General features: G+C 62.5%; 17 protein-coding genes. 6 read left to right on the top strand and 11 right to left on the bottom strand.

Features of this window, described 5'->3' with window-relative positions:
* Positions 1-80: 80 nt before the first annotated feature.
* Both SynM161_RS05320 and SynM161_RS05315 read left to right on the top strand, forming a co-directional pair.
* Positions 81-512, top strand: a complete 432-nt coding sequence (locus tag SynM161_RS05320; RefSeq protein ID WP_006850817.1) for a LexA family transcriptional regulator — start codon at positions 81-83, stop codon at positions 510-512.
* 12 nt (positions 513-524) lie between these two features.
* A complete protein-coding gene (locus SynM161_RS05315; protein ID WP_186542213.1) occupies positions 525-1,799 on the top strand; it encodes a Y-family DNA polymerase in 1,275 nt (424 codons plus the stop codon).
* A 21-nt stretch (positions 1,800-1,820) separates the two neighbouring features.
* Here SynM161_RS05315 and SynM161_RS05310 read toward each other — a convergent pair whose 3' ends face one another.
* Genes SynM161_RS05310 through dnaG form a run of 3 tightly spaced genes read right to left on the bottom strand, consistent with a single transcriptional unit; the run spans position 1,821 to position 4,478 of the window.
* Positions 1,821-2,117, bottom strand: coding sequence for a hypothetical protein (locus tag SynM161_RS05310; protein WP_006851716.1), 297 nt, complete (start codon positions 2,115-2,117; stop codon positions 1,821-1,823).
* Positions 2,117-2,374 (bottom strand): hypothetical protein, encoded by a 258-nt coding sequence (locus SynM161_RS05305; protein ID WP_115082165.1) that lies wholly within the window; start codon positions 2,372-2,374, stop codon positions 2,117-2,119. Before SynM161_RS05305 ends, SynM161_RS05310 begins: the two co-directional genes overlap by 1 nt.
* 55 nt (positions 2,375-2,429) lie before the next feature.
* The gene (gene dnaG, locus SynM161_RS05300; protein WP_186515210.1) at positions 2,430-4,478 is read right to left on the bottom strand and encodes a DNA primase; all 2,049 of its coding nucleotides are present in this window, start codon (positions 4,476-4,478) and stop codon (positions 2,430-2,432) included.
* Positions 4,479-4,531: 53 nt separating this feature from the next.
* On the opposite strand from dnaG, the gene SynM161_RS05295 reads away from it, so the two are divergent.
* Positions 4,532-5,422 (top strand): DMT family transporter, encoded by an 891-nt coding sequence (locus tag SynM161_RS05295; RefSeq protein WP_115162141.1) that lies wholly within the window; start codon positions 4,532-4,534, stop codon positions 5,420-5,422.
* A gap of 3 nt (positions 5,423-5,425) precedes the next feature.
* On the opposite strand, the gene SynM161_RS05290 is transcribed toward SynM161_RS05295, so the two are convergent.
* On the bottom strand, positions 5,426-5,887 hold the full coding sequence (locus SynM161_RS05290) for a hypothetical protein (RefSeq protein ID WP_186515479.1): 462 nt from the start codon (positions 5,885-5,887) through the stop codon (positions 5,426-5,428).
* 22 nt (positions 5,888-5,909) lie between these two features.
* On the opposite strand from SynM161_RS05290, the gene ruvA reads away from it, so the two are divergent.
* From ruvA to SynM161_RS05275, 3 genes are read left to right on the top strand one after another with little or no spacing between them, the layout of a single operon-like run.
* Entirely contained in the window at positions 5,910-6,554 is a 645-nt protein-coding gene (gene ruvA, locus SynM161_RS05285) for a Holliday junction branch migration protein RuvA (protein ID WP_025362328.1), read from the top strand.
* Positions 6,555-6,610: 56 nt separating this feature from the next.
* The gene (gene rpsO / locus SynM161_RS05280) at positions 6,611-6,880 is read left to right on the top strand and encodes a 30S ribosomal protein S15 (RefSeq protein WP_006851408.1); all 270 of its coding nucleotides are present in this window, start codon (positions 6,611-6,613) and stop codon (positions 6,878-6,880) included.
* Between the two features lie 12 nt (positions 6,881-6,892).
* Positions 6,893-7,306, top strand: coding sequence for a PAM68 family protein (locus tag SynM161_RS05275; protein WP_186542212.1), 414 nt, complete (start codon positions 6,893-6,895; stop codon positions 7,304-7,306).
* 36 nt (positions 7,307-7,342) lie between these two features.
* On the opposite strand, the gene SynM161_RS05270 is transcribed toward SynM161_RS05275, so the two are convergent.
* The 7 genes from SynM161_RS05270 to carA all read right to left on the bottom strand — a co-directional run bounded on the left by SynM161_RS05270 (position 7,343) and on the right by carA (position 16,389).
* A complete protein-coding gene (locus SynM161_RS05270) occupies positions 7,343-10,861 on the bottom strand; it encodes a DNA polymerase III subunit alpha (RefSeq protein WP_186542211.1) in 3,519 nt (1,172 codons plus the stop codon).
* A gap of 70 nt (positions 10,862-10,931) precedes the next feature.
* The gene (gene gatA, locus SynM161_RS05265; RefSeq protein WP_115008919.1) at positions 10,932-12,407 is read right to left on the bottom strand and encodes an Asp-tRNA(Asn)/Glu-tRNA(Gln) amidotransferase subunit GatA; all 1,476 of its coding nucleotides are present in this window, start codon (positions 12,405-12,407) and stop codon (positions 10,932-10,934) included.
* Positions 12,408-12,435: 28 nt separating this feature from the next.
* The gene (locus tag SynM161_RS05260) at positions 12,436-12,681 is read right to left on the bottom strand and encodes a DUF1816 domain-containing protein (protein ID WP_115132509.1); all 246 of its coding nucleotides are present in this window, start codon (positions 12,679-12,681) and stop codon (positions 12,436-12,438) included.
* A 57-nt stretch (positions 12,682-12,738) separates the two neighbouring features.
* Complete coding sequence (gene rlmB, locus SynM161_RS05255) at positions 12,739-14,214, bottom strand: 23S rRNA (guanosine(2251)-2'-O)-methyltransferase RlmB (RefSeq protein WP_370593120.1); 1,476 nt, start codon at positions 14,212-14,214, stop codon at positions 12,739-12,741.
* A 175-nt stretch (positions 14,215-14,389) separates the two neighbouring features.
* Positions 14,390-14,800 carry a Mini-ribonuclease 3 gene (locus SynM161_RS05250; RefSeq protein ID WP_186508775.1) on the bottom strand — a complete coding sequence of 137 codons (411 nt, stop codon included), beginning with the start codon at positions 14,798-14,800 and terminating at the stop codon, positions 14,390-14,392.
* Entirely contained in the window at positions 14,797-15,186 is a 390-nt protein-coding gene (locus tag SynM161_RS05245) for an STAS domain-containing protein (RefSeq protein WP_186515478.1), read from the bottom strand. Before SynM161_RS05245 ends, SynM161_RS05250 begins: the two co-directional genes overlap by 4 nt.
* A 42-nt stretch (positions 15,187-15,228) precedes the next feature.
* Positions 15,229-16,389, bottom strand: a complete 1,161-nt coding sequence (carA, locus tag SynM161_RS05240; protein WP_186542209.1) for a glutamine-hydrolyzing carbamoyl-phosphate synthase small subunit — start codon at positions 16,387-16,389, stop codon at positions 15,229-15,231.
* Between the last annotated feature and the right edge of the window lie 5 nt (positions 16,390-16,394).

Raw genomic sequence — 16,394 nt, 5'->3', positions numbered from 1 at the left:
GTCGAAGGCCACCATCCTCACCGGATCCTCCCCACAGCGAGCAGTACATGCGTACTATTTAGCCAGTTGTCGCTGCTGCCGTGGAGCTCCAACACAGACCGCTTCCCCTGCAGCCCAAGCGCAGTCGGCTCACGCTGCCCCTGGCCGGGGAACGGGTCGCCGCAGGCTTCCCGTCCCCCGCCGATGACTACGTGGACGTGGGGATCGACCTGAATGAACAGCTGATCCGGCATCCCACCAGCACCTTTTTCCTGCATGTGAGCGGCGAATCGATGACCGACGCCGGCATCCACGACGGCGATCTTCTAGTGGTCGATCGCAGCCTCGACCCGCGCCCGGGCCAGGTGGTTGTGGCTGTGCTCGACGGTGCCTTCACCCTCAAACGCCTGATGCGTCATCGCGGCCGGTTGCGCCTGGAAGCCGCCCATCCGGACTATCCGCCACTGGAGCTTCACCGCTGCGGCGAAGTGCAGATCTGGGGCGTCGCCATCCACGTGATCCATCCGCTCTGAAGCGACATCGCCATGCCTCAGGCCACGGCCCTGATCGATGGAAACAACTTCTATGCCTCCTGCGAACAGAGCCTGGATCCGGCTCTGATCGGTCACCCCGTGGTGGTGCTGTCCAACAACGACGGCTGCATCGTTGCGCGCAGTGCCGAAGCCCGTGCCCTCGGCATCCGCATGGGGACGCCGTACTTCAAGGCGCGCCGGGAGCTTGAACGGCACAACGTGGTGGTGCGCAGTTCGAACTACGCCCTCTATGCCGACATGAGCCAGCGGATGATGAGCCTGCTGGAGGCCCACTGTGAAGAGCTGGAGGTGTATTCGATTGACGAGGCCTTCGGGAGAATTCGTCGTCCCCGCGATGGCGACCTGCAGGGTTGGTCCCGCCAGCTGCGGGCACGGGCACGGCAGAACCTCGGCCTACCGATCGCCATCGGCTTAGGGGCCAGCAAGGCCCAGGCCAAGCTGGCCAATCGCCTGGCCAAACAGACCCCAGACCATGCCGGGATGTTCGACCTCGGCCAGTGCGACAACCCCGATCGCTGGCTGGAAACCATTGCGATCGAGGATGTCTGGGGAATCGGTCGACAACTAGCCCATTGGTGTCGCCTGCGGGGCGTCAGCAACGCACGACACCTCCGGGACATGCCGAGCGGTGAACTGCGCGCCAAATGCGGCGTGGTGGGTCTGCGGCTGCAACGGGAGCTGCGGGGCCATGCCTGCCTGCCGCTGGAGCTGGCACCAGCACCAAAGCAGGAAACCTGCGTGAGTCGCAGTTTCAGCCGACCCATCACCAGCCAGGAGGAGCTGCACCAGGCCATCGCCACCTATGTGGTGCGCGCCGCCGAGAAATTGCGCAGGCAACGGCAACGGGCAGCAGCCCTCACCATCTACACCCGCACCAGCCCGTTCGCTCCTGGGTTTTACAGTCAAGCCGCCAGCACGCAGCTGGACCTGCCGAGCAATGACACAGCTGTGCTGCTGGAAGCGGCACGGCCCTTGGTGGCACGGATCTTTCGCCCCCACCGACCATTGGCCAAGGCCGGCGTGCTGATGCAGCACCTGCAGAGCCATGACATCCTGCAGACCCATCTGATGGTGCCGATGAGTGAGGAGCAGCAGCAGAAACGGGAGTGCCTGATGGAGACCATCGACCGGATCAATCGGCGTTACGGGCGTGGAACCCTGCAATGGGCCGGTTGCGGACTGCAGCCCAGTTGGTTGATGCGGCGTGAGCAACTCAGCCGCGCCGCCACCACCCGTCTGCAGGATCTACCGGTGGTGAAGGCCTGACCCACAGCGTTGAGCCAGGCCTCAAACCTCCTGCAGCAGCTGGATGACCTGCTCACGGGTGCTGAGCAGCAAGACCATCCGCTCGCCGTGGGCGTTGAGACCCGTCTGCTCCCGCACCAGATCGGTGCTGGCCAACGCCAGTCCTCCGGTTTCAGTGAACAGCACCGGCAGGGTGCCCTGGTGCCCTCGCATGCCCTGCAGATCCAGCGCCTGACGAACAGCCCGCTGAGCCTTCTCGGAACCCAGACGCTCCACAAAGGCCGGCCAGAGGTGGTTGACCGGATCGAGCGCGGCGAAATCCAGCTGCGAATCAGTCATCAGGACGGCAGCAACGCAAGGGCTTCGCTGATCATCTGCGGGGTGACGGCAATGCGCTCAAGCGGATCAGCATTGTCGAGGTAGGCGTCAAACGAGGCGAAGCGCTCGATCACAGGGTCGGCCCCCTCAGCGGCGCAAGCCTCAACCCAATCCCCCTCCTCCGGCTTCACCACGACGTAGGCCTGCAGCGCTTCCTCCAGATCACCGCCGTCGCCGACGCCCTCACCGTGCCAGATCGCTTCGAAGAATTCAGACATCTTCAACTCGAGGAACAGATCCTGATGCAGTTTGCCCAGACCACCGGCCCATGGCTCAGGCGGCCGGGGGAACGGTGTAGCTGGCGCAACGTTGCTGATCCAAATGGCCGATGTGTTTTCGCTCGGTGTAATACAACTCCTGGTAGCGCAGCGCATCACGGTTGAGGTCATCGAAGAGGGCCTGAATCCGCACCTCCATGTCCACGGAGGCCTGATCTGACGAAGCCTCCTGATCGATCAGAACAGCGATGCAGGATTCCAGGGTTTGCAGACGCTGGCCACCCCAGGCCTCCAACAGGTGCCGGCAGCGCTTCAAGCTTTTTTGACGCTCCAGCAGAGCAGCAATGCCCCGCAGCTGCTCCAGGGGCTCCGCCAGGGCAACACGCTGCAATTCACCAGGCTCCAAAAGGGGCGTCAGGCGAGACACCAGCGCACTGCTCTCCAGCAAGAGCTGATCGGTGAGCAAGCGGGGCAGATCGATGAGATCCAGACCCTCGCCGTCGTCGTCGCAACGGCTGATCGACTCCATGCGCCCCTCACCCAGGTTGGTCTCCTCGAGATCCGTAATGGCCGCCCAGAGATGGCGGTGATGGGGAATGGCGAAATCCTCCAGTTCGCGTTTGCGCAGTTCCTGGCGAATCGTGGCCCGATGCCGGGGGCAATGCAGATACAGCCGCAGCAGATCGGCCTCACAACGCTCCCGCTGTCCGGATTCACCGGGCTGCTCATGACGGCTGGAGCGCCCATGCCAACGCTGGCCCTTCACCTGCTGCCGCAGGTCGTCCTCGAGCTGAAGCGCCAGGCGTCCCTGGCCACCACTGAGGCGCTCCGCTACCCGTTGGAGGTAATGGGTGCGCACGGCGGACTGGGGCAGTTTGCCCAGCAGCCCCACCAGGGCCGTAACCGCCTGTTGGAACTGGTCGGCCCGGCTGAGATCGCGCTCCTCCAGCACCTGCTCGATCTGCCAATCCAGCCAGAGGGGGGCCTGATCGAGCAGAGCGCGGTAATCGCCAGCCCCGTTCTGTTTGAGGAACTCATCGGGGTCCTTGCCTGAAGGAAGGTGCAGAACCCGCAGCTCCAGCTGGCCCTGCATCGCCAGCTGCTCCACCTCGCCGATGGCCCGATTGGCGGCACGGACACCGGCACCGTCGGCGTCGAAATTCAGAACGATCCGCTTGCTGTCGCTGACGCGGCACAACTGGGTGATCTGCTGACTGCTCAGGGCCGTGCCGAGGGAGGCCACAGCGTTGGTGATGCCGGCGGCATGCAGGGCAATCACATCGAAATAGCCCTCCACCACCACCGCCCTGTCGTCCTTGCGGATGGCGTTGGAGGCCTTGTCGAGACCGAACAGATGCTTCCCCTTCTCGAACACTTCGGTCTCGGGGGAGTTGAGGTATTTCGGTTCGCTGCCATCAAGGCTGCGTCCCCCGAAACCGATCACCCGGCCCTGACGGTCATGGATCGGCACCATGACCCGATGGCGGAAGCGGTCATAGAACCCGTTGCCGCCCTTGCGGGGAACCACCAGCCCAGCAGCCTCGAGAAGCTCAGGCGCCAGCCCCTCAACTTGCTGAAGATGCTTGAGCAGACCATCCCACTGATCCGGCGCATAGCCGAGTTGAAAGGTCTCCTGGGTGGCGGGACTCAACCCTCTGGCCTCACTGAGGTACTTGAGGGCCTCTGCTCCAGCAGGCGCCATCAACTGGCTGCGGAACCAACCGGCAGCCAGGGCCAGGGCCCGCTGCAGCTTGTCCCTGCGGGACAACTGTTGCCGCAGCCGTTCCTGCTGCGGACCATCCACAGTCTCGATCGGCAGCTGATAACGCCGCGCCAGATCCAGCACCACATCGCTGAAACTCTGGCGCTGGAACTCCATCAGGAACTTGATGGAGTTGCCGCCAGCACCACAGGAGAAGCAGTAGTAGAACTGCTTGGCGGGCGACACCGTCATAGACGGTTTGCTGTCGTCATGGAACGGACAGATCCCGACGAATTCCCGTCCCTTCTTCTTGAGCACCACGTGCTCGCCCACCACATCAACGATGTCGGCCCGTTCCTTGACGGCCTCGATCGTTCTTGGGTGCAGGCGGGCGTTCACCATCGGTCCATTCTGCGAAGTCGCAGGGTTCCGTGCACCCCGTCATCCGAACAGCCATGGCCGAACCGCAGACCCCACAGCCCTGGTGGAACCAGGACTCGGTGCGGGGCAGCCGTGCCCTGATCCTGAGCTCCCTGGCCTTCAGCCTGATGACGGTCTGCGTCAAGCAACTGAACAGTCGGCTTCCGGTGGCGGAAATCGTGCTGTGCCGGGCCCTGATCAGCATCGTTCTGACCGCTGTGGGCCTGCGCCTGGCCGGGGTCTCCCCGTGGGGCCAGCGACGGGGGCTGCTGGTGGCGCGGGGGGTGCTGGGCAGCTTGGCCCTGCTCTGCTTCTTCGAAGCGATTGACCAGCTGCCGCTCGCTTCAGCGACGGTGCTGCAGTACACCTACCCCACCTTCACCGCCGTGGCAGCGCTGTTGCTGCTGGGCGAGCCCCTGCGCCGACGCATCAGTGCAGCGGTTCTGCTGGGCTGGATCGGCGTCACCCTGGTGGTGCAACCGCAGTGGCTCACGGGAACAGCCCAACCTGCGCAACTGATCCCTGCCCTGATCGGCATTGGTGGCGCTCTGATGACCGCCCTGGCCTACGTGAGTGTGCGGCGGCTGTCGCAAACCGAGCACCCCTTGGTGATCATCCTCTATTTCCCGATGATCTCGGTTCCCCTGACCCTGCCCTGGGTTCTGCAGCAAGGGGTCTGGCCCCAAGGCATCGAATGGTTCTGGCTCCTGGGGGTCGGGGTGATGACCCAGCTGGGCCAGATCTGGGTGACCGAGGGCCTGCGCTGCCTGCCCGCCGCCCGAGCCACATCGATCAACTACGTGCAGGTGGTCTTTGCCGCAGGCTGGGGCTGGATGTGGTTCGCCGAGTCGATCAATGCCTGGCAGGTGGGCGGCGGGATGCTGGTGCTGGCCGCCACTCTGATCAGCCTGTCGGCGCGACGTTAGAGCTCAGGCTTTGTCCAAACCCAGGGGGTACGTCAGCCAGGCCTGGCGGTCGTCGGATCCGCCTTTGGGTCTGGCCAGGCGCCAGCTCTGACCACGAGAGCCCCGCTGCAGAAACAGTTCAAACGGGCTATCCACCTGCACACGGTCGCCGGGGAGCTGCCAGTCGAAGCGGCCTGAAATCCTGAGGCCCTGCTCGTCACCCAGGGAAAAACTTTCCTGGTCCTCCACCCGCACCCGACTCACGCTTGGGGCGATGGGCATCGGGGTGAGATCGAGGGAGCTGGCAATGGCCGACTGGGTGAGCTGAATCTGCAGGGCCAGCGCTTCATTCAGGAGAGCCCGTGGCGGCTGAGATCCATTGCATGCCGTCAGTGAAACCACGATCGATAGAACGCACAGCACCTGAAGCAAACGGCGCACAACGCGCTTGAAAGCAGAGACAGGCAATGACAGCTGCGGCAACATGACGCGGTTGAAACCTCTCCCCATGATCGGCTGGCTTCAGGGACGACCGATGGAGTGCTGGACTCAAGGCAACCGTAGCGGCGTTCTGCTGCTCTGCGGTGGGGTCGGATATGAGGTGCACCTGACCGAGCGGCATCAGCAGAACCTTCCGGCGGACGGCGACCTAAACCTGTGGATTCATCAGGTGCAGCGGGAGGACGGCAGCAGCCTCTACGGCTTTCCCCTGCGCCAGGAGCGGGATCTGTTCCGGCTGCTGATCAGCGTCAGCGGTGTGGGCCCCCAGGCCGGTCTGGCGCTGATGCAGGAATGCAAGCCCCAGGAGCTGGTGGAAGCGATCAGCAGCGGTGATTTGCGTCGCCTCTGCAAGGCGCAGGGCATCGGCAAACGCACCGCTGAGCGCCTGGCGGTGGAACTCAGGGCCTCGATTGCGGCCTTCGCGGGCGTGGATCCCGCCCCATCGCTGGCGGAAGGCGTCAGCTCGGAGCAGATGCCGGCAAGCGGTGCCGACGTGGAAGCGACCCTCTCGATGCTGGGTTACGACGATCTGGAAATCCGTCGAGCCATCCGTGCGATCGCTGAGGGCGCCGATGGCCAACCGCCTGCTGGAGACGACCAGGACGCCTGGCTGCGGGGCTGCCTGCAATGGCTGAGCCGCGAATCGGCCTGAGCCGCCCCACGCGAAGGTAAGCTGGTTGTTTGCACTGACAGGGCCGCCCCCCGCGCATGTCGCTTGATACCACCGAGAAGCAGCAGCTGATCAACACCCACCAGACCCACGGCACCGACACCGGTTCTGCCGAGGTCCAGGTGGCCATGCTGAGTGAGCGGATCAACCGTCTCAGCAGCCACCTGCAGAACAACATCCATGACTTCTCCTCACGGCAGGGGCTGCTCAAGATGATTGGCCGCCGCAAGCGCCTGCTGAGCTACATGCGCAGCAAGAGCGAGCAACGCTACGCCGACACGATCGCCAAACTGGGCATCCGCGGCTGATCGACGTCCCCCATGCCTGAGCAACGCAACGCCCTCCCCTTTGAGCCCAAAGGGTCTGGGAAGGGAAACAAGCCTGCTTCAGGGACGCCTAGGCAGGAAGCCATTCCTCGCTACGTGGCCGATCGGATGGCTCGTCGGGTTGCTGTGTTCACAGGACTCCCGTCCCTCGCTGGGATGGGAGTTTTTGTTGGCAGTTATTTCGTCGTCACCCGTGGCATCGCCGATATCGCTCCAGGGCTCACGCTGACTGGCTCCGGCCTGTTTTTCCTCCTGGGTCTGGTAGGCCTCAGCGTTGGCGTGTTGACCGCCAGCTGGGATCCCGAACCGGGTTCTCTGCTCGGCTTCGAGAACTTCAAGCCGAACATTCAGCGGATGAAGGAGTCGATCCGGGCCCAAAAGCAGCAGCAAGAGCAATCGAAGTCCTGATCCAGTTCTGTGGATCAGGACCTCCTGGTCAGACGATCAGGTGAGCACCAGACGGTCGCTGCACCGGGCTTCAAAGGACTGGGTGCGCAGTGACGCGATCGCTGCATCAACGTCTTTGACGCAGAACTGGGAACCGAGACGCACATAGCGAACACTGTCGCCGTGGCACACCTCGGCCACCACAGGCACCTTGACGCCCAGCTCATCACGCTCAGGGCGATGTTGGTTCAGGCATTCCCGCAGCTTGTGCTGAATGGCGATGTCGCTGGCCTGATCGGAGGGGAGATGAACCAGCAGCAGATTGAGCTCATCGACGGCACGGCAGTCGTCAATGATCAGCTGCACGCGCTCGTCACGCCGGTCGACCCCAGCCCACACCAAAAGGCGGGCTTCAGCCATCAGGTGATCTGCGAGGCGCGCGTAACTCTTGGGAAACACCACCGCTTCGCAACTTCCAGTGAGATCCTCAAGCTGCAGGATCGCCATGCGATCGCCCTTACGGGTGGTGACCTGGCGCATTTCAGCCACCATCGCAATGGCACTCACCTTGGCTTTGTCGGGCTGTTCCTCCAGGGAACCCAGGCCGATGGGGGCCAGCAACTTCGACGAGGGTGTGAGCTGTTTGAGTGGGTGATCGGAGAGGTAGAAGCCCACCAGATCTTTTTCGAGACGAAGCTTTTCCGTTGGGGGATAGTCCGGCACCGGCGCCGCCTTGGGTGCATGGCTGAGATCCGCCGGCCCATCGGCATCGGCGGCTGGAGCCATCAGATCAAAGAGGTTGCCCTGGCCGCTGTCTCGATCTTTGGCCCGTGAGGAGGCCCAGTCGAGCAGCAGATCAAGATCTGCCATCAACTGAGCACGGTTGGCCTGCGGATCCATGGCATCCAGGGCACCGCAGTGAATCAACGACTCCAGAGCACGGCGGTTGAGCACCGAGGACGGGATCCGGTCACAGAGGTCCGCCAGGGAACGGAAGGGGCCATCACTATCGCGGGCGGCGATCAATTGACGGATCGCACCATCACCAAGGTTGCGAACGGCGGACAGGCCGAACAGGATCCGATCGCCATTGGGGGTGAAATCCGTGAGCGAGGCATTCACATCCGGGGGCATCACCTCAATCCCCATCGCATTGCAATTGGAGATGTAGCGCTGCACTTTGTCGGCCGCTCCGGCGTTCACCGTGAGCAGGGCCGCCATGTAAGCGACCGGGTAGTGCGCTTTCAGGTAAGCCGTCTGGTAAGTAACGGCGCCATAGGCCGTGGAATGGCTCTTGTTGAAGCAGTATTCAGCGAAGAGAACCATCTGATCGAACAGTTCGTCGGCGACCTTTTCATCAACGCCGCGCTCTCCAGCACCCTGAACGAAGATGCCGCGGTGCTTCTGCATCTCAGACACTTTTTTCTTGCCCATCGCCCGCCGGAGCAGATCGGCCTGACCCAGGGAGTAACCGGCCAGATCCTGTGCGATCCGCATGATCTGTTCCTGGTACACCATGATCCCGTAGGTCTCGGACAGGATCGGCTCAAGAATCGCGTGGGCGAAATCGATCGCCTCCCGGCCGTGCTTGCGGTTGATGAATTTGGGAATCAGGCCAGCATCGAGAGGCCCCGGTCTGTAGAGGGCAAGGATCGAGGAGATGTCTTCCAGGGATGACGGCTTGAGATCACGCACGATCTGCCGCATTCCGCTGGATTCCAACTGGAAGATCCCCTCCAGATCACCTCTCGCCAAAAGGGCAAAGGTCTCTTCATCCTGGGGCGGCAATTTGTCGGGATCGACACGGGTGCCACTGCTCACCTCCACCAGTTCGAGGGTCTTTTCGATCATCGTGAGGTTCTTCAACCCCAAGAAATCCATCTTCAACAGACCCATGGATTCCACGTCTTCCATGAAGTACTGCGTGATCACCTGACCATCGTTGTTGCGCTGCAACGGCACCAGTTCGTCGAGGGGATCAGCGGCGATGACCACACCAGCTGCGTGAACACCGAAGGTTTTGTTGGTGCCTTCAATCCGCATTGCCATGTCCACCCAACGCTTCACCGTTGGATCCGCCTCGTACTTCTCGCGGAACTCGGGGTTGGGTGATTCCGCGCCGATCATCGCCTTGAGCTTGGCGGGCTTGCCGCGAACCACCGGGATCAGCTTCGCCAGACGGTCGGCATCCCCGTAGGGAATGTCGAGCACCCGGGCCACATCCTTCAAAACCGCCTTGGAGGTCATCCGGTTGAAGGTGATGATCTGCGCCACCTTGTCCTCGCCGTAGCGTTCGGTGACGTAGTCGATCACCTCACCACGACGCTCGATGCAGAAGTCGGTGTCGATATCAGGCATCGACTTGCGTTCCGGATTGAGGAAGCGCTCGAACAGCAGGCAGTTGGTGATCGGATCGATGTTGGTGATCCCCAGGCAATACGCGACGAGCGACCCTGCAGCGGAGCCACGACCCGGACCGACGGGAATGTTCTGTTCCCGGGCAAAACGGATGTAATCCCAGACCACCAGGAAGTAAGTGGGAAATCCCATCTGCTCCATGATCTTGAGCTCATGGGCCATGCGCTCGGCATAGTCGTCGGGCAAGGCAGCATCAGGGCTGAGCTCGAGCCGATCCCGTAATCCCTGCTCGGTCACCTCCCTCAGGTAGCTGACGGGGGTATGGCCCTCGGGAATCGGGAATCGGGGCATTTGATAGCGCCCGAGAATGTCGTAAGGCTCCACCTTCTTGGCCACCTTGACGGTGTTGGCGATCGCCTCCTGAACCACCTCAGGCTCGAGGTGATCCCCGAAGAGAAGGCCCATCTCCTCTTCGGTTTTGATGTATTCAGTGCCGGTGTAACGCAGCCGCTTCTCATCGGTGATCAGCTTGCCGGTGAGCACGCAAAGCAAGGCGTCGTGGGCTTCAACGTCCTGCTTGCTCAGGTAGTGGGCATCGTTGGTGGCAACGATCTGGATGCCGAGTTCCTTGGCAATTTTGACGATCTCAACGTTGACGATCCGATCTTCCGGGGATCCGTGATCCTGGATTTCGAGGTAGTAGTCGTCGCCGAACACCTCCTGATACCAAGCCGCCACCTTGCGAGCCACATCGGGGCGACCCCGCAGAATCGCCTGGGCGATCTCACCGCCGAGGCAGGCCGTGGCGATGATCAGGCCTTCGCTGTGTTGCTTCAGCAGTTCCTTGTCGATGCAGGCACGGGAGAAAATCCCGCGTCCCCGCATCCCCCGCAGGTGGCTGATGCTGGTGAGCTTCACCAGATTGCGGTAACCGGTGGCGTTTTTCGCCAGCACCACCAGGTGATATCGCTTCTCTTTCTTGGGTTGTGGGTCGTCAATGGACCCATTGATCACATACATCTCATTGCCGATGATCGGCTTGAGATCTGAACCCTGACAGAGCTTCAGCAGCTCAATCGCGCCGTACATCACGCCGTGATCCGTCAGGGCGATGGCAGGCATGCCCAGCTGCTTCGCCCGCTCCACCATGGCCGGCAACTGCGACGCACCGTCCAGAAGGCTGTAGTCGCTGTGGTTGTGGAGAGGAACGAAAGCCATGGGGTCAGACTAGGACCCGACGCAAGATCCAGCGTTCAGGGGGAACACAACCCCCCATATGTGGCGCAGATCAGGGAACCAGTGCAGCTTCCGGGCGTGACGCAAACACCTGAGCGGCCTGCTCGTACTGATGCGCCACCTGAAGCAGACGCGGTTCATCCAACACATTGCCGATCAGCTGCATCCCGATCGGCAGACCCGCCGCGCTGAATCCACAGGGAACACTGATGGCCGGAAGTCCAGCCAGGTTGACCGGAATCGTCAGCAGGTCAGCCAGATACATCGCCAGCGGGTCGTCGGCGTGGGCACCAGCCTTGAAGGCCGTGGACGGCGCTGTTGGCGTCAGCAGCACATCAACACTCTGGAAGGCCGCATCAAAATCCCGCCGGATCAGGGTGCGCACCTGCTGCGCCTTTTTGTAGTAGGCATCGACATATCCGGCGGACAGGGCGTAGGTGCCGATCAGGATTCGCCGTTGCACCTCAGCGCCGAATCCTTCAGCACGGCTTCGCGCCGTCATCGCGGCAAGGCTCTCGGCGTCTTCGGCACGGAAGCCGTATTTGACACCGTCGTACCGCGCCAGGTTGGCCGACGCCTCCGATGGTGCGATCACGTAGTAGGTGGCGATGCCGTCGTTGAACCGGGGGCAGCTCACCTCCACCAGTTCAGCACCGAGAGCCTCCAGCTGGGCAGCAGAGGCCTGCACCGATGCCTTCACCTCAGGGTCGAGGCCTTCGGCATCGAAGCACTCCTTGATCACACCCACCTTGAGCCCCTTGATGGACTGGTTGAGGCCGGCGCTGAAATCGGGAACAGCTGCATCAAGGCAGGTGGAATCGCGGGGGTCGGGCCCGGCGATCACCTGGAGCAGTTCAGCCACATCAGCAACGCTGCCGGCGAAGGGTCCCACCTGATCCAGAGAGCTGGCGAAGGCCACCAGGCCCCAACGGCTGACGCGGCCGTAGGTGGGCTTGAGGCCCACCACACCACAGAACGACGCCGGTTGGCGGATGGAGCCACCGGTGTCGGAACCAAGCGAAGCGACGCAACTGCCAGCGGCGACGGCCGCTGCACTGCCACCGGAGCTTCCACCCGGCACATGGGCGGTGTTCCAGGGGTTCTGTGTGGCCCCGAATGCGGACGTTTCGGTTGAGCCACCCATGGCGAACTCATCCAGATTTGTCTTGCCCACCAACACACCACCGGCCTGCCAGAGCCGCTCGGTGACCGTGGATTCGTAGGGCGGCACGAACTGCTCGAGCATGCGGCTGGAACAGGTGGTGCGAACACCTTTGGTGCAGAGGTTGTCCTTGATGGCCAGCGGCAATCCCGCCAGGGGGCCGAGCGTCTCGCCGGCGGCCCGGGCTTCATCAATGCGGGACGCCTCAGCACGGGCCTGATCGGCCGTGACTTCAACAAAGGCGTTCAGCGAAGGCTCAGAACTTTCGAGCCGCTTGAGGTGCTGATCAACGAGCTCGCGGGAGGACACCTCGCCGCTCTGCAGTTGCTGACGCCACGCGCTGATCGTCATGTCCCTGCGATCCATTGCAGCAAGGACGCTATCAGCCGCAGGATCAGCCCTCAGCTGAGATAGTGAGGGGCTCGGAGCGCCGGGTCCGCAGCAGGGAATGGCTAATCGACTGGGGTTGCTCCGACTTGACGTCGTCCAGGAAGGCACTGAGCTCGCTCTCCAGCCCCTTGCGGGTGATGAAAGGTCCGAACCAGTAGGTCACATCAGGGCCTGACGTCTGAACGCGAGCCCACCAAGCGACTCCAAAGCCATTGGCAAGGCTGCGCAGAGGCCGAATCAGGGGACTCATGGGATGAACAGGACGTCGGGGCATTGTGCCCCGAGATCTTGTTCAACCGCGCTGTTTTCAGGGAGATAGCTGGATGTTCTGATCGAACGGCAGGGCAGCATCCGGCTGCGATGGGTTCAGATCCAGGTCAATCCGCTGTTCCGGGGCCTTCTCAACAGGAGCTTCAGGCTGTTCGGGCGTAGCAAGCTGTGCAGGCGAAGCGGGCTGTTCAGACGAAACAGGTTGTTCAGCCACAACAGGCGATTCAGCACCGGCAAGTTTGGGCCTCCTAATCGGCGGCGACGGTGCCTGGCCGTGAATGTCCTTCATCCAGTTGCGCCGTGCCACTTCATAGACGCAAAGGGCTGTGGCGACGGAAGCATTGAGGCTCGGTGTGATGCCCCGCAGCGGGATGCGAACCAACTGGTCGCAATGGCGCCGGGTCATCAGCGACAGGCCCTGGTCCTCGGATCCGGTGACCAGCACCATCGGCCCACTGAGGTCGACATCGGTGAGGGTCACATCCCCTTCAGCGGCAAGGCCCACCACCCTGTAGCCGGCATCTTTGAGCTTTTCCAGGGAGCGATTGAGGTTGACCACACGTGCCACCGGCAGGTGTTCAAGGGCTCCGGCGGCCACCTTGGCGGCGGAACCGGTCAAGCCAGCACTGCGGCGCTGGGGGATCACCACACCATGGGCTCCCATGGCCTCAGCGGAGCGAACAACCGCCCCAAGGTTGTGGGGGTCGGTGACACCGTCCAAGGCCACCAACAAGGGGGGTTCCCCCAGATCCGAGCAGCCCTCGATGAGGCTGTCGAGATCAAGGGTTTCCGCCGCAGCCGTCTGCAAGGCGATGCCCTGATGAACGGACCCACCTGTGATCTGTCCCAGCCGGGCCCAGGTCACCTCTTCCACGAGAACGCCCGAGGCCTTGGCATCGCGCAGAAGCTGGAGGAATTTGGAGGCACTGCGCATCTCAGCAGTGCACCAGATGCGATGGATGGGGCGTCCGGCCTCCAACGCGGCCTGGGTGGCATGACGCCCCCAGATCAGATCGTCCGCTGGCGGGGTGGCCGCTGCAGCCTCCGGGGCTGCATCCGGCCGCTGAGGACGAGCCTCATCGAAACGAGATCTGGAGCGCTGGGACGGTTGGCGCCGCTCATCCCCGGAGCGACGGCGGTCGGCGTACCGATCGTTGCGATCGCGAAAACGTCCAGGCCCTGAGCGTTCGTCTTGAGAGCCCGAACGGGATGCATTCTGATCTCGGTCGAAGGAACGGGAACGGTTGCCGAACCGGTCTTTCGGGCGATCACCGAAACGTTCTCCAGTTCGATCACCTTGTCGATCACCAAAACGATCCCCAGACCGCTCCTTGAACCGATAACCGGGTCGATCACCGGAACGCTCACCAAAGCGGTTACTGGGCCGGTCACCACCTCGCGACTGGTCCCACTCTCCATCCCGTGGAGCGCGTCGTTCGCGATATCCGCCGCCATCACGCCCAGGTTTGGCATAGGGGGAACGACCACCATCGAAACGACGGTTACTGGGCATGGGGCGACCGCTATCTGATCGCCCCATCGAGGAGCGGCCAGCGGATGCTCGCCCACTCGCCGGCCTTCCTACTGGTGGTCGACCGCCCCCACCTCCCCCTGGCCCCGAGCGGCCATCGCGGGATGGGCCGCTGGAGCGGCGTTCAAAGCGAGGGCTCATGGTGTGCGAGGCAACGTTATGGGTGGGATCCGGCTTGCTCCAAGTGATCGAAGAGCTCCGCAAGCCGGGCTGGATTGTTCAGAAACAGCCAGCCCACCATTGTCTCAAACCCTGTGGCCCTTCCATAAACCGCAGCGTCTGCGCGCCGTGGCCCCCGCCCGGCACTGTTGCGACCCCGCCGCACCAGATCGAGTTCTTCTGAGCAGAGGAGCTCGCGTTCTTCCAGCCAGCTCAACAAACGGGACTGGGCGTCAGCACGAACATCAGCCACGACAGCGCGATGCAGGTCGTCAGAACGTCCTGGCCTCGACCCATGGCGGAGCCGTTGATGCAGCTCCCACACAGCATCACCAATCCAAGCCAGCTGCAATGGACCCAGCTGTTCGTTGATATCCCGGGGAGACTGGCTTCTAATCCAATCGCTCAAGCGGCCAACTGGTTGAGGGCTGTGGGCAGATCCTCCACCAGATGAAGGAACTCCTCAAGACGCACCAACTTGATCGTCTGCGTCACCCTGGTGTTGCCCACCAAAAGAAAAGATCGTTTGGCATCCGTGCATTGCTTGGCCAGCTGAACCAGCGCCCCAAGGCCGGATGAATCGAGGAAATCGATCTTGCTGAGATCGAGAACAGAAGGAAGCTTGTTGGCCTTCAAAACATCACCCACGTACTCCATGAACTGCTTCTCGGAGTACGCATCCAGCTGACCGGTGAAATGAAACACCAGACAGCCGTCTTTTTGTTCGAATCCGCCCCGGAGAGAGACGGTCAGTCGCTGCAGTTCGCTGATGGGATCAAGCCCCCCAGGCATCATCGGCACGAAGTGTAGTGATGCTGAGCGTTGGCTACCACCTCATCAACGGCGATCGGCCATCAGCGTCACAAAGCGGGCGAAATGATGGTCGGCGTCATGGGGGCCCGGACTCGCTTCCGGGTGGTACTGCACCCCGAACACCGGCTTCTGACGGTGGGCGATCGCTGCCACGGTGCGGTCGTTCAGATTGAAATGGGTGACGTCAATGACGTCTGAATCAAGAGAATCAGCGGAGAGGGCAAAGCCGTGGTTCTGACTGGTGATTTCAACCTGGCCTGTGGTGCCACAGGGATGGTTCAAGCCGCGGTGGCCATAGGGGAGCTTGAACGTCTCTCCGCCTAGGGCCAGACCAAGGATCTGATGGCCCAGGCAGATGCCGAACAGGGGTAGATCGGATTCCTCCAGCAACAACTTGGCCAGGGCGATCCCACGGGTCACCGCTGCCGGGTCGCCAGGCCCGTTGGACAGGAAGACTCCGTCCGGGCGATGGGAACGAACCGTCTCCAGATCCGTGTCTGCCGGCAGAACCGTGACATCACAACCATGGGCGACCAATCGATCGAGGATGGCGCGCTTGATGCCGAAATCGATGGCGACAACGCGGAAGGGCGCGTCGCTGCGGCGCTGCAAACGCTGATCGAAGCAAACACTGCAGGCCTGATTCCACTGGTAGGGCTCACGGGTTGTGACGCGGTCCGCCAGGTTCAACCCCTGCATCGACGGGGCATGCTTCAGGAGCTCAAGCAACTGCGCAGGGGTCTGGCCGTCACTGCTGATCACGCCATTCATGGCCCCCACCTCACGCAGGTGACGCACCAGGGCACGGGTGTCCAAACCGCTGATGCCCACCAACTGATGGGTCTGCATCCAGCTCTCAAGGGATTGTTCACAGCGCCAGTTGCTGGGAACTGGGGCCAGCTGGCGGGCAATCACGCCACGGGCATGGGGGCGATCAGCTTCTTGATCGTCAGCATTCACCCCGGTGTTGCCGAGTTCGGGATAGGTGAAGCTCACCAGCTGCCCGGCATAGGAGGGGTCGGTCAGCACCTCCTGGTAACCGGTCATGCCGGTGTTGAACACCACCTCACCGATGGTGGTGCCGCGATGGCCGAAGCCGACACCGGTGAGAACCGTGCCATCGGCAAGGACGAGATAAGCCTTGTCTGATGGGGAATCGGGCATCGAAGGGCCGCCGCAGGTCATCAGTC

This window comes from Synechococcus sp. M16.1, from assembly GCF_014279895.1.
GTDB lineage: Bacteria > Cyanobacteriota > Cyanobacteriia > PCC-6307 > Cyanobiaceae > Parasynechococcus.
Note: the sequence above shows the minus strand (reverse complement) of the source record. Positions and strands in the feature narration are given on the sequence as shown.

Coding starts and splice junctions, on each gene's coding strand:
- SynM161_RS05305 (WP_115082165.1), bottom strand. CDS start 2,374: ATGTCTGAATTCTTCGAAGCGATCTGGCACGGTGAGGGCGTCGGCGAC.
- ruvA (WP_025362328.1), top strand. CDS start 5,910: ATGATCGGCTGGCTTCAGGGACGACCGATGGAGTGCTGGACTCAAGGC.
- rpsO (WP_006851408.1), top strand. CDS start 6,611: ATGTCGCTTGATACCACCGAGAAGCAGCAGCTGATCAACACCCACCAG.
- SynM161_RS05315 (WP_186542213.1), top strand. CDS start 525: ATGCCTCAGGCCACGGCCCTGATCGATGGAAACAACTTCTATGCCTCC.
- dnaG (WP_186515210.1), bottom strand. CDS start 4,478: ATGGTGAACGCCCGCCTGCACCCAAGAACGATCGAGGCCGTCAAGGAA.
- SynM161_RS05245 (WP_186515478.1), bottom strand. CDS start 15,186: ATGATGCCTGGGGGGCTTGATCCCATCAGCGAACTGCAGCGACTGACC.
- SynM161_RS05260 (WP_115132509.1), bottom strand. CDS start 12,681: ATGAGTCCCCTGATTCGGCCTCTGCGCAGCCTTGCCAATGGCTTTGGA.
- gatA (WP_115008919.1), bottom strand. CDS start 12,407: ATGGATCGCAGGGACATGACGATCAGCGCGTGGCGTCAGCAACTGCAG.
- rlmB (WP_370593120.1), bottom strand. CDS start 14,214: ATGCCCAGTAACCGTCGTTTCGATGGTGGTCGTTCCCCCTATGCCAAA.
- SynM161_RS05310 (WP_006851716.1), bottom strand. CDS start 2,117: ATGACTGATTCGCAGCTGGATTTCGCCGCGCTCGATCCGGTCAACCAC.
- carA (WP_186542209.1), bottom strand. CDS start 16,389: ATGACCTGCGGCGGCCCTTCGATGCCCGATTCCCCATCAGACAAGGCT.
- SynM161_RS05295 (WP_115162141.1), top strand. CDS start 4,532: ATGGCCGAACCGCAGACCCCACAGCCCTGGTGGAACCAGGACTCGGTG.
- SynM161_RS05270 (WP_186542211.1), bottom strand. CDS start 10,861: ATGGCTTTCGTTCCTCTCCACAACCACAGCGACTACAGCCTTCTGGAC.
- SynM161_RS05290 (WP_186515479.1), bottom strand. CDS start 5,887: ATGTTGCCGCAGCTGTCATTGCCTGTCTCTGCTTTCAAGCGCGTTGTG.
- SynM161_RS05275 (WP_186542212.1), top strand. CDS start 6,893: ATGCCTGAGCAACGCAACGCCCTCCCCTTTGAGCCCAAAGGGTCTGGG.